14 protein-coding genes are annotated in these 11,648 nt (G+C 65.1%); 5 read left to right on the top strand and 9 right to left on the bottom strand.

Going from position 1 to position 11,648, the window contains the following annotated elements; translation table 11 throughout:
• Positions 1–130: 130 nt before the first annotated feature.
• The 6 genes from CX676_RS11890 to CX676_RS11865 form a co-directional block, all read right to left on the bottom strand.
• Positions 131–841, bottom strand: coding sequence for a DUF1217 domain-containing protein (locus CX676_RS11890; protein ID WP_232816436.1), 711 nt, complete (start codon positions 839–841; stop codon positions 131–133).
• 77 nt (positions 842–918) lie between these two features.
• Positions 919–1,323 carry a flagellar biosynthesis repressor FlbT gene (gene flbT / locus CX676_RS11885; RefSeq protein ID WP_101752807.1) on the bottom strand — a complete coding sequence of 135 codons (405 nt, stop codon included), beginning with the start codon at positions 1,321–1,323 and terminating at the stop codon, positions 919–921.
• A complete protein-coding gene (flaF, locus tag CX676_RS11880) occupies positions 1,320–1,697 on the bottom strand; it encodes a flagellar biosynthesis regulator FlaF (RefSeq protein WP_101752806.1) in 378 nt (125 codons plus the stop codon). Before flaF ends, flbT begins: the two co-directional genes overlap by 4 nt.
• Before the next feature lie 78 nt (positions 1,698–1,775).
• Positions 1,776–2,621: a flagellin N-terminal helical domain-containing protein gene (locus CX676_RS11875; protein ID WP_101752805.1), complete on the bottom strand. Its 846-nt coding sequence runs from the start codon at positions 2,619–2,621 to the stop codon at positions 1,776–1,778.
• A gap of 174 nt (positions 2,622–2,795) precedes the next feature.
• A complete protein-coding gene (locus CX676_RS11870) occupies positions 2,796–3,104 on the bottom strand; it encodes a hypothetical protein (RefSeq protein ID WP_157935910.1) in 309 nt (102 codons plus the stop codon).
• Between the two features lie 8 nt (positions 3,105–3,112).
• Positions 3,113–3,361, bottom strand: coding sequence for a rod-binding protein (locus CX676_RS11865; protein WP_101754297.1), 249 nt, complete (start codon positions 3,359–3,361; stop codon positions 3,113–3,115).
• A gap of 103 nt (positions 3,362–3,464) precedes the next feature.
• On the opposite strand from CX676_RS11865, the gene fliK reads away from it, so the two are divergent.
• Both fliK and CX676_RS11855 read left to right on the top strand, forming a co-directional pair.
• Positions 3,465–4,820 carry a flagellar hook-length control protein FliK gene (gene fliK, locus CX676_RS11860; protein ID WP_157935909.1) on the top strand — a complete coding sequence of 452 codons (1,356 nt, stop codon included), beginning with the start codon at positions 3,465–3,467 and terminating at the stop codon, positions 4,818–4,820.
• Between the two features lie 17 nt (positions 4,821–4,837).
• Positions 4,838–5,524, top strand: coding sequence for a flagellar hook capping FlgD N-terminal domain-containing protein (locus CX676_RS11855; protein ID WP_198590185.1), 687 nt, complete (start codon positions 4,838–4,840; stop codon positions 5,522–5,524).
• A 169-nt stretch (positions 5,525–5,693) separates the two neighbouring features.
• On the opposite strand, the gene CX676_RS11850 is transcribed toward CX676_RS11855, so the two are convergent.
• From CX676_RS11850 to ubiE, 3 genes are all read right to left on the bottom strand, one after another.
• Positions 5,694–6,824 (bottom strand): Hint domain-containing protein, encoded by a 1,131-nt coding sequence (locus CX676_RS11850; protein WP_232816435.1) that lies wholly within the window; start codon positions 6,822–6,824, stop codon positions 5,694–5,696.
• A gap of 216 nt (positions 6,825–7,040) precedes the next feature.
• Complete coding sequence (ubiB, locus tag CX676_RS11845; protein ID WP_101752800.1) at positions 7,041–8,570, bottom strand: 2-polyprenylphenol 6-hydroxylase; 1,530 nt, start codon at positions 8,568–8,570, stop codon at positions 7,041–7,043.
• Positions 8,571–8,572: 2 nt separating this feature from the next.
• Positions 8,573–9,319 carry a bifunctional demethylmenaquinone methyltransferase/2-methoxy-6-polyprenyl-1,4-benzoquinol methylase UbiE gene (gene ubiE / locus CX676_RS11840; RefSeq protein WP_101754296.1) on the bottom strand — a complete coding sequence of 249 codons (747 nt, stop codon included), beginning with the start codon at positions 9,317–9,319 and terminating at the stop codon, positions 8,573–8,575.
• Between the two features lie 75 nt (positions 9,320–9,394).
• On the opposite strand from ubiE, the gene mutM reads away from it, so the two are divergent.
• From mutM to rpsT, 3 genes are all read left to right on the top strand, one after another.
• On the top strand, positions 9,395–10,240 hold the full coding sequence (gene mutM, locus CX676_RS11835) for a bifunctional DNA-formamidopyrimidine glycosylase/DNA-(apurinic or apyrimidinic site) lyase (protein ID WP_101752799.1): 846 nt from the start codon (positions 9,395–9,397) through the stop codon (positions 10,238–10,240).
• 101 nt (positions 10,241–10,341) lie between these two features.
• Positions 10,342–11,118: an enoyl-CoA hydratase gene (locus tag CX676_RS11830; RefSeq protein WP_101752798.1), complete on the top strand. Its 777-nt coding sequence runs from the start codon at positions 10,342–10,344 to the stop codon at positions 11,116–11,118.
• Between the two features lie 151 nt (positions 11,119–11,269).
• Positions 11,270–11,539 (top strand): 30S ribosomal protein S20, encoded by a 270-nt coding sequence (gene rpsT, locus CX676_RS11825; RefSeq protein WP_101752797.1) that lies wholly within the window; start codon positions 11,270–11,272, stop codon positions 11,537–11,539.
• Positions 11,540–11,648: the final 109 nt, after the last annotated feature.

Here is an 11,648-nt window from a genome sequence, read left to right as displayed (position 1 = left end):
AGGGCCGGGGCGCAAGGCGCGTTGGTGGGTGCCGGGTGCGAATCTCTGCGGCACCGGTGCGCCGCCAGACCGGGGCGCCGCGCGGGGATGCTGGCAGAGTGGTCGTGCTGCACCGGGACCCCAGCAAGGCTCAGCCCCCTCTGCGCAGCAAGGTCAGGGCGGTGGCAAAGGGCGATGTCGCCGCGCTGTCGGATATTTGCGCGCGCAGAAGAAAGCGCTGAACCAGCTTCTCGATCCCGGCTTCTGACGCGATCACCTTGAAAGAGGAACTGCCAAAGAGCGATGTCGCGCCGGCGGTGAATTCCGCCAGCTGCCGGTCGATCGGCAGTCTCCCGTAGGCCTGGCCAAAGCCGAAGGCCTGTTCGAACACCTTGCGTAGCTGCGTGTTGCCCAGAACCTCGTACCAGAGGGTCGCCTCGGTTGACGCGCGGTCGGTCATCTGGCGAAGTTCGCGCTGGGCATTGAGCGCGAGACGCAGGTTCGGGTCGCCTTCACCCACGCGGCGCTCGAATTCCCTCTCGAGGTAGAGCGCCGAGATCTGCTCGCCAAACCCGGAGGAGGAGACCATCTGGTTGCCCTGGTCATAACCGAAGGCGGCGGCGAGCTTCTGATAGCGCTTGTCCACCATCCGGTTGGCCAGCGACCTGTCATCGCCGCGCGGCTCGTCCAGGACCTTGCGAATGAAGGCCTTGCTGGCGATCTGGCTCTCCAACCCGTAGGCGCCAAGGGCGACGGTCATCAGCCGATGGTCCGAAACGAGATCATCGGCCCCCGCCGTGCGCCCGATCGTCTCGCGGAAATAGCGGGTCGTGCGTGCCACGACCGGATCGGCCGCCAGCATTTCCTTTTGCCGGGACGCGGTGCGCTGCAGGAGCTTCCACCCCGCGAGGCCACCCGTGCCCAAGTGAATCGCCGCCGTCATTGTGGTCGTGCCGACAGCATGCGCGCCTCACGCGGGAGCAGATCGCGCAACCGCCGCAGCGCCTGATAGGCATTGCCGGACAGCGCGCTTTGGCTGGCCGCGGCCAGCAGCCGGCGGCTGTCGGGATCGTCGAAGACCTGCGACAGCTGTTCGATCCCGCGCAACAGCTGTCTGCCGCCCTCGTCAGGCTCGGTGTCCCCGGAGAGGATCAACTGGGCGACGTAGCAGACCCGGGCGACAGGGCTGCGGACTGCCTCGGGGTGGATGGCGTCCTTCAGGCGCAGCACATTGGCATTGGGGGTCTTGATGGCGATCTTCGAGCGCTTGTCGCCATTCTCGATGACGGCACCATTGATCAGGATCCGTTCCTTCGGTGCCAGCTTGATGACCAGCCCGCTCATTCCGGCACCGTGCCGCGCAGGCCTTTCATGATGGCAACGTTCACGTCGATCAGCGGATCGATGTCGCCGGTACCGTTCAGAACCGCATGGCCCTGACGAATTGCGAAGCCGGCCAGCGAGATCAGCCCCGCCCGGGTTTCCACCGGCAGCTGGTTCCCGGGCTGCGCCAGATCCGTGGCGAGCGTGGTCCAGAGCTCGTTATTCCTGTGGATGGCCATGACCTGGACGGGTTCGAGCGGACCTTGGCTTGCGGCCCGCATCATCCGGGTGATCTGCGAGAACGCCTCGTATTCAATGTCGCGTTCGGTGCGAATCCCGTGGGATCGATAGGGGCCATAGTCGTTCATAGGCGTAACCGCGTTCAACGTGTTCATTCCCGGTTGCTAGGAGGAGGGGACGCTGGCGGCGGGGTGTCGAGTTGGCACCCCGCCTCCGATATCACGAAGACTTCGTCAGCCGCGAAACAGTGCCAGGATCGACTGCGGCGCCTGGTTGGCGATCGACAGCGACTGGATGCCCAACTGCTGCTGGGTCTGCAGCGCCTGCAGGCGGGCCGAGGCTTCCTCCATGTTGGCGTCGACCAGCGAACCGATGCCGAGTTTCAGCGAATCGGCCAGCAGCCCCATGAAGTCCGACTGGTTGGCAATGCGCTTGCCGAAGGAACCGAGTTCTGCCGCGGCATCGACCACGGTATTCAGATACCCTTCGATCTCGCCAAGCGCGGTCGCCGCCGTGGCCGCGTCGGTGATCGCCGTGACCCCGGCGGTAAGGGCGGCCTCGAGATCCTGTCCGGTCACGTCGATGGACACCATGGTCGTGGTGCCGCCGGCGCCCGAGCGATTCAGCGACGAGATGACCGAGAAATCCGTGCCGCCATTGCCGTCGACGTCGGTTGCCAGCAGGTTGATGCCGTTCATCTGCGTGGCCGAAATGATGTCGTTGATTTCCGTCATCTTCGCCTGGATATCGGTATCGATCTTGGCGAAATCAGCGGTGTCGCTGGAGCCGCCGACGGCCAGGTTCTTCATTTCCTTCAGCAGCCCGCTGATACGCTCGGCTCCCGCGCGCGAGGTTGCCACCGTCGCGTCGGCGACGTTCAGCTGGGACTGGATGCTCTGGAAGGACGAAACGTCGGTGTCCATGATCTGGGCGATGGCCCAGATGGCCGCATTGTCCTTGGCGTTGGCGATGGACTTGCCGGTCGAGATTTCACTCTGGGCCTTGGCGAGGCCGGCATTGGTCCCTTTCAGGGTCTGCAGCGCGACGATGGCGCTGCTGTTGGTCAGAATGCTGGACATGGTGTCCTCCTGTTCATCGAACGATTTGCGTTCGGGGGTTGTGAGAGACCGGCCATTCTGAACCGTCGGGTCCTGCGACCCCGCATCTTCGCTGCGATCCCCCTTTTATCGGGGGATGATTGATGATCGGTGAAATCGCGCTGCGCTTCAAAGCTTAAGCCCCGCGCATTTGAGTCAATATCGCCGGATTTGCGGGGCGGCCGTATCGGTGACTCTGCGCGCGCCCTGATTGTCATAGGTTTCGAGCGACTGCGCGGCGTGAAGAATCTCCCGTATCTGTTCGGCGGCACCTTTTGCGCCCTGAAGCGCGGCCTCGGCCAGAAGGCGCAATTCGGCCAGCTTGGCCTCGATCAGGTCGCGATCTTCCGCTACCGGCGGGTCGTTCCGGATCAGATCCGTAAGATGCTCGACATCTTCCTGGGCGTCCCATGCCCGGCCTGCCATGATCAGCGTCCTGATGCGCTTGATCTGCCGCAGAATCACCTGTCGGCTCATTCGGTGCCCGCCCCCTCGACGCGCAGGCCGAAATCCAGGTCCTGCGACAGGATTACTGCATATTCGCGGGTCAAGAAGCTCGAGAACTGGTCTTCTCCTGCGCCGCCGCCAAACCCGTCATACGAGGGCTTCGGGCCAGCGTATTTCAGCATTTCTTCAAGGAAGGCCTTTTCAAGCTGGTCACTCGCCCGGGTCGAGGATGACGGATCAGGCCGGGTCGCGGGGGTAATCGGGGTGCTGAGCATTTTTACCTTTCCCATGGGAGATCGGGCCATCTTCGCTTCGGGCGGTAAATATTCCGTAACCCGATGCCGCTATCCTGACCCGGTCAGACGAAGGGCAGGGGATATGGAGAACGTGATGAATCCTGCGACGACTTTCCTGCCACAGGGCGGCGCGCGGCCAGAGGGGACAGGTTTGCCGATCGAAGCCGGGGCAGGGACCGGTGCCGGTTTCGAGGCCCTGATGGCTGGGGATCAGGTGCGATTGCCGGGTCAGCCCGTCCTGCTGCCCGAGGGCAGCGACGGTTCTAATGCGGCTGTCCCGGACCTGCGCAACGCGGAACCCGAACCGGTTCTGCTGTCTGTGGACGAATCGGCTTCGGCGGATGACGAGCTGATGACAGGCGCAGGAACGGACGAGGCCCTGCTGGTCGAAGAGGCGGATGAAGGGTACGCCGTCCTGCAAGGTGACGCGCCCGTGGAAGATCCGGTACGGGATGCAAGGGACGAATGCGGTGTTGACGCGCCCGGCCTGCCTTTGGCGGTGAACGTTCATTCTCCGCAGGCCCCGCAGCCGCAGGAGGCAGCGGCGGCGCAACGGCCGGGACCGGCGCTGGTCGCGCGTCCGGTGCAGGCCGGGACGGAGGGCCCGACGGCCTACACCGCCGGCACCTTGGGCGAGGCGAAGACAGACGCGCCAGATCCATCGCCGGCAGCGATCGAGCCTCGGGCCGTCGCCTCCGGGGCGGATCAGCCTGTCCGCCGCGAAACTGTCCCCGTCGCGATCCCGCTACCCGATGCCGGAAGCCCAGGAGCGCGCGAGATAGAGCCGAGCATCACGCCGAGCGTCAGCTCCGGTCTGGCACGCCCGGTCCTCGCGGAAGGCCGGTTGTTGGCCTTTCCGCCGACGCTGCAGCCGCTTTTTCCGGGTCAGGTCCCGACTGGGGGCGACACGAGCGGCGCATTTGACCTGCTGGAAAGAATGGGTGCTTTGCCGCCCTTTGTGCTGACGGCCGCCGCCGAAGCATCCCACCCCGTCGCGCATGGGATCGGCCCCATCCCGGTTTCGGCCGAGACGCTGTGCCGCCAGGTGGGTGAAGCGGCGCTGAGGATGCAGGATGACCGGATCGAGATCGCGCTCAGCCCCGAAGAACTTGGCTCGGTACGGCTGGTCCTGTCGCGCGGCGAGGCCGGCGCGGCCCTGACGGTCTGGGTCGAGCGGCCCGAGGTGCTGGAGATGCTGCGCCGACATGCCGATCTGCTGATGGGCGATCTGCGCAACAGCGGTCTGGGCGAGGCGAGCCTGTCCTTTCGGGATGGGACCGGTGGTCAGTCCGGAAGTGGCGCCTATTCGGCACCCGGGGGACCTTGGGCAGCGAACATGCGCAATGCCGACGCGGTGGGTATCAATGCTGGCGACAGGCTGTCGTCGCGCGGCCAGCGCAGCCTTGCCGATGGCGGCAGGCTGGATATTCGCGTTTAGAACGGAAGGAGATGATCATGGTCGATCCGGTATCGGGCGGCATGGCGGCGCGAGGCGCTGCGCGCCAGACGAGCGCGGCGCAGGACGGGGCAGGTGGTCAGCAGATGTTTGCAAAGGGGGATTTCCAGACCTTCCTGCGCATGCTGACGGCGCAGCTGAAGAACCAGGATCCGATGAACCCGATGCAGGGCTCTGATTTCGCGGTCCAGTTGGCGACCTTCTCGGGGGTGGAGCAGCAGGCGCAGACGAACAAGCTGCTGACGCAACTCACCCAGCAGATGGGCGGTGGGCTGGGCCAGCTGTCGGACTGGCTGGGTCGCGAAGTGCGGGTGGCCGGACCGGTCTGGTTCGGCGAGAAACCCCTGACGCTGGATGTCGCGCCGGACCCGCGGGCCGACAGCGTGCAGCTGGTGGTCCTGACCGCCAACGGGCGCGAGCTGTCACGCGAGGAGATCGGCGCGGGCAGGGGGCAGGTTGACTGGTTCGGGCGCGACGCGCTGGAGGCGAAACTGCCCGACGGGCTCTACCAGTTCCGGGTGGAAAGTCGGCAGGATGGCACGCTGATCGGGCAGGATGAGGTTGGCGCCTATTCCCGGGTGGTCGAGGCCGAACTGGTGCCGGGCGGGGTGCAGCTGGTGCTGGAAGGCGGGGTCACCGCCGGAAGCGACCAGATCGAAGCGGTGCGCGAGGGTGTCATGAAGTGACCGCTGCCGCCTGGCTCTGGTGCCTTCAGCCATCACAGATGACCGAGCGAGGGCCTGACCGTTCTGGTCGTTTCCGCAGCGAGATGGTCTGACGGGGCAAACGGAGCGACAGACATGCGGCACCCTTCGGACGCCAGTGCCTTAGGGCCGCATCGGGGTCAAGCCCGGCTCAGGAGAGCAGCGGCTTGCGGTTCTGCAGGTGACGGTTGGCCAGCTTGCGTGCCTGCCGACCCGAGGCCAGCATCCGGGCCGCGATAACGTCACTGGGGTCGATGTCGCGCAGATGCGGGAAGAGCGTATAGATTTCCCTCCGCGCGGCACGACCGACCGAGCGCAGAGCCTCGGGACCGGGATAGAGCGATTCGCTGAGCGCACCGTTGGAGCGGATCACCTCGTGCTGGTCGAAGACCAGGTGGTAGTACCGGAACTCATCGAGGTCAGAGGCAATGTCGATGCCCTCGAGCTGCAGAAGCTGCTTGGCGGCAACCAGCACCTCGTCGGTGCCGAACATTCGCTGCGCGATCTTCGAGCGGATCAGGATGCGATGCTGGGGTGACACCAAGAGGTCGCGGTCGGGCAGGTCAGCGCCGAGGGCTCCGACCGAAATGCGGATCGGGCGCAGCTCGGGCTGGCGCGCAAGCTGGGCCGGGGTGACTTCGGAATAGAGCGACAGGCGCAAGGGAATGGCGCCGCGATCGGCCGAGTTGATCAGGTCTCCGGCCGCAAGGGTTTCAACCGCACGCGGCCCTGCAACGGTCTCGATCATGGTGCCGCTGACGAAACAGATCGGGTTCGGGCCAAGCGTTCCGGGGAAATAGGGGCTGAAATTGCCGACGCCACCCTTGTACCCGGGGATGGCGAGGATCTCGAATGACGGATCGCTTGGGACCAGCGGGACAGGCTCGTGGAGAGAGATGAGGACGGCCGAAGTGCTCGACTCGATGCCCTGGCCAGAGGTTGAATAGCCCGCCGTGTCTTCGAGGCCATGGTCGTCGTAGTCGGTCTGGGAGGTGCCCAGGTAACCCTGGTTGTTCGAGGGGGCGAAGGCGGAAGTTAGCGTGCCATCGCTGATCGCCTGGTTCAGCGCAGTGCGAAGCTCCTGCGCACCGACCTTGTCATCGGTCGGGTTGTTATCGATGATCTTGAGATCATAGATGCTCGGGTCAAGAAGAGCGTTGAATTCAGCCTGAGTGCCGAAAAAAACCAGAACCTCAACTGTCTGCGAACTATCGACGGTCCATATCTCGGTGTTTCCGGCGGTCCGTGTCATTGGTGTCAGATACCAGGTAACAGTGCCCATCGTAAAAACTCCCATATCACGCGCGGTGAAGCAGCGGCGGTAGAGTAAAGACTACGATCGAACGGCTAGCCTCCTAAGAAAAAAATCTTGAAAGGCCGCGAAATCTGTCCAATTGGACAGATGTTTCGCGGTAGCGTTTGCGTCAGTCAACTGAAACTTCACGGAAATCCGGGCATGGAATCGCAGGTGCCCGGCCATGCCGCGACAGATTGCCGCTCAGTTCAGAAGCAGCCCCACGGCCATACCCACGGCCAGGCAGGTCGCGGCAATCCACCCAAGCGGTGCGCGGAGCGGCGGGGGTGCGGCCTCGATCTCGGCCCGGTGGATGCGGTTCCACAGCGCCTGATCGACCACCTGCGGCAAGAGCGGCGCATAGCGGCTGATGGTCTGGGCGATGCGCCGGGCATCCTGCGCCATGGCGCGGGGGCCAAGATTGTCGCGGATGTAATCGGTCACCACCGGCCGCGCCGATTCCCACATGTTCAATTGCGGATCAAGCGAGCGGGCGACGCCCTCGACCACCACCATGGTACGCTGCAACAGGATCAGCTCGGTCCGCGTCTGCATCCCGAACCGCTCGGTCACCTCGAAGAGATAGGAGAGCAGCCCGGCCATCGAGATCTGGCTGGCATCGGCGCCGAAGATCGGCTCGCCCACCACCCGCAAGGCGCGGGCGAATTCGGCCTCGTCGCGGTCGCGGGGGACATAGCCGGCCTCGAAATGCACCCGGGCGACGCGGCGGTAATCGCGCTGGATGAAGCCCATCAGGATCTCGGCATAGACCCGGCGGGTATATTCGTCGATCTCGCCCATGATGCCGAAATCATAGACGATCAGGTCGCCATTGGCGGCGACCTTCAGGTTGCCGTGATGCATGTCGGCATGGAAGAAGCCGTCGCGCAGCGCGTGCTGCAGGAACAACTGGATCACCCGGCGGCCCAGGTCGACGGTGTCGTGACCGGCCTCCATGATCGCCCGGCGGTCGCCAAGCGGAATGCCCTCGGCCCAATCGGCGGTCAGCACCCGGCGCGAACTCAGGTGCCAGTCGGGCAAGGGCAGCGCGAGGCCGGCATCTTCCTTGGTGTTCTCGTAGAATTCCGAGGCAGATGCCGCCTCGAGCCGCAGGTCCAGCTCGCCCGAGACCACCGATTCGAAATGGCTGACCACGTCGCGCGGTCGCAACCGGCGAGTGGCGGGCAGCAACCGCTCGATCAGGTTGGCGCCGAAATGGAAGGCGTCGATGTCGCGGCGAAAGGCGGCCTCGATGCCGGGACGCAGCACCTTGACCGCCACGTCCTTGCCGTTGCCGCGCAGCGTGGCGCGGTGGACCTGCGCGATCGAGGCGGCGGCGACCGGCTCGGAGAACTCGCTGAAGATGAGATCGACGGGTTGGTGCAGCTCGACCTCGACGATCTGCCGCGCCGCCTCGGTCGGGAAGGGCGGCAGCTTGTCCTGCAACATGCGCAGCTGGTCGGCCAGTTCGGTGCCGACCACATCGGCGCGGGTCGAGAGGATCTGGCCGAACTTGATATAGGCCGGCCCCAGCGCGGTAATGGCGCGGGTGACCGGCGGCAGGTTCGGATCGCCCTTGTAGCCCAGCCAGCGGAAGGGCCAGCCCAGCATCCGCGCCGCCATGCGCAGCCGCGGCGGCGCGTCCACCGCATCCAGCGCGACGCCCATCGCGCCCGTGCGTTCGAAGGTGGCGCCGGTCCGGATCAGGCGCCAGATATTGTGCGGGCCGCGCATGGTTACAGCTTCCAGCCCGAATGCAGGGCGGCAATGCCCATGGAGATGTTGCGGAATTTCACCCGCTCGAACCCGGCCTGCCGGATCATCGTGGCGAAAGCCTCCTGATCGGGGAAGCGACGGATCGATTCGACCAGATACTGATAGCTGTCGCGGTCGCCGGTCACCGCCTTGCCCATGGCCGGGATGACGTTGAAGGAATAGCGGTCATAGGCCCATTGCAGCGCCGGGCTGGGCAGCTGCGAGAATTCCAGCACCATCAGCCGGCCACCCGGGCGCAGCACGCGGAAGGCCTCGGCCAGCGCGTCGGGGATGCGGGTCACGTTGCGGATGCCGAAGCTGATCGTGTAGCGGTCAAAGCTGTTGTCAGCGAAGGGCAGGGCCATGGCGTCGCCGGTGACCCAGCCAAGCCGGTCGGCCAAACGCGCGGCCTCGGCCCGCTTGCGGCCCTCGATCAGCATCGACTCGGTCATATCGCAGACCACGACCTCGGCTTCTGGTGCGCGTTCGAGGAAGCGGAAGGCGACATCGCCGGTGCCGCCGGCCACATCCAGCAGGCGTTGACCATTACGCGGCGCCAGCCAGTCCATCATCGCCGCTTTCCAGACCCGGTGAATGCCCACGCTCATCAGGTCGTTCATCACGTCATAGCGCGAGGCGACGCTGGTGAAGACCTCGTGGACCTTGCCGGCCTTCTGGTCCTCGTCCACCGTCTGAAAGCCGAAATGCGTGGTTTTCTTGTCACTCATGCGCTTGCCGTTCTGTGTCTGCACCGCCAGATAAAGGCCGCGCGCCGCCGGCACAATGCGTCGAAAGGTAATCAATTGCCAGAACTGCCCGAAGTCGAGACCGTCCGCCGTGGCCTGATCCCGCATCTCGAGGGCCGGGTGATCGCCCGGGCCGAGGCGCGCCGACCGGATCTGCGCTGGCCGCTGCCGGTCGATCTGGTACAGGTTCTGACCGGCGCGCGGGTGACGGCGCTGCGTCGCCGTTCGAAATACCTGCTTCTGGATCTGGACCGGGGCGGGGTGCTGTTGATGCATCTGGGCATGTCGGGCCGGCTGCTGGTCGAAGGCGCGGGGCTGGCCGGGTTTCACCGCGATCCTTCGATCCTGTCGCGGCACGATCATGTCGTGCTGACCACCGACGAAGGCACCAGCATCACCTTCAACGATGCCCGCCGCTTCGGCATGGTCGATCTGATCCGCGAGGGCGAGGCGCATCCGCTCTTGGGCCATCTCGGCCCCGAGCCGCTGGAACCCGATTTCAGCGCCGCCTATCTGCAGGCGTCCTTCGGCGGCAAGAAGGCCCCCGTGAAACAGGCGCTTCTTGATCAGCGCATCGTGGCGGGGCTTGGCAATATCTATGTCAGCGAGGCGCTGTATCGCGCCGGGATCGATCCGCGCCGGCAGGCCGGGCGGATCGGTGCTGCCCGCATCGAGGCACTGGTCGGCCATGTCCGCGAGGTGCTGGCCGAGGCGATCGCGGCGGGCGGCAGCAGCCTGCGCGATCACCGGCAGGCGACCGGGGAACTGGGCTATTTCCAGCACAGTTTTCGCGTCTATGACCGCGAGGGCGCGCCCTGTCCGACATCGGGCTGCAGCGGCACCATTCGGCGGGTGGTGCAATCGGGGCGATCCAGCTTCTATTGCCCGACCTGCCAGCACTGAGGGCAGACAGCCAGAATTGAACAGATGCGTCTGTTACTGGTCACCGCGGGCCGAGCCTGTTAGGACTCGCCCGAAATCGCACTATCACAGGGGTTGAGCCCATGGCTTATGACTGCATCATCGTCGAGATCGAAGACGAGGTCGCGCTGATCCGCCTGAACCGTCCCGAGGCGCTGAACGCGCTGAACAAGCAATTGCTGGAAGAGCTGGCTCAGGCACTGACCGAGGCCGACCAGAACGACAAGGTGCGCTGCATCGTGCTGACCGGCAGCGAAAAGGCCTTCGCCGCCGGCGCTGACATCAAGGAAATGGCCGAGAAGAGCTTTGTCGATGTCTTCGTGGGCGATCTCTTCACCGCTCCGACCGAGGCGATCCTGCGCGTGCGCAAGCCGATCATCGCGGCGGTCAGCGGCTATGCGCTGGGGGGCGGCTGCGAGCTGGCGATGACCTGCGATTTCATCATCGCCGCAGAAAATGCCAAGTTCGGCCAGCCCGAGATCAACCTGGGCGTCATCGCCGGCATCGGCGGCACGCAGCGCCTGACCCGCTTTGTCGGCAAGTCCAAGGCCATGGACATGAACCTGACCGGTCGTTTCATGGATGCGGCCGAGGCCGAGCGTTCGGGGCTGGTCAGCCGTGTAGTGCCCACCGCCAAGCTGATCCCCGAGGCCATGGCCATCGCCGGCAAGATCGCCGAGAAGTCGCAGGTCGCCGTCCGTGCCGCCAAGGAGGCGGTGAACCGCTCTTACGAGACCACCCTGCGTGAGGGGCTGCTGTATGAGCGCCGGCTGTTCCACTCGCTGTTTGCGACCGAGGACCAGACCGAGGGCATGGCCGCCTTCCTCGAGAAGCGCGAGCCGCAATTCCGCGACAAATAGGGGTTTTCTTCAGCACCGGCTTGCCTTATAGGCCGGTGCCACATGCGCGTGGGCCCGCTTAGGCAAGAATCATGTCCGTTTCCTTTCGGGGAATGGCGGCCTTGGGTCCTTTGCGCAACCGAGATGCAGATAGACCGATAGGACCGAAGACATGGCCAATACCCTCCAATCCAAGAAGCGCGCCCGCCAGACCGAGCGCGTCACCGCCATCAACAAGGCGCGCCGTTCGCGCATCCGCACCTTCCTGCGCAAGGTCGAGGAAGCGATCGCCGGCGGCAATGCCGAGGCGGCTGCCGAGGCCCTGAAAGTGGCCCAGCCCGAACTGATGCGCGGCGTCACCAAGGGCGTCTACCACAAGAACACCGCCTCGCGGAAAATCTCGCGCTTGGCCTCGCGCGTGAAGGCGCTGTCCAAGGCCTGAGTCGGCCTCCGCGTCCTTCTGACGCGGCGTTATTTGCGCAGCCTGCAGAGGTTTCGCGGAGAGAGATCAGAACAGGGGCGCGGGCGTGAAGCTCGCGCCCCTGTTTCGT

It is taken from the genome of Paracoccus zhejiangensis, from assembly GCF_002847445.1.
GTDB classification, from domain to species: Bacteria; Pseudomonadota; Alphaproteobacteria; order Rhodobacterales; family Rhodobacteraceae; genus Paracoccus; species Paracoccus zhejiangensis.
The sequence above is the reverse complement of the archived record's forward strand: the minus strand, read 5'-3'. Positions and strand labels throughout refer to the sequence as shown.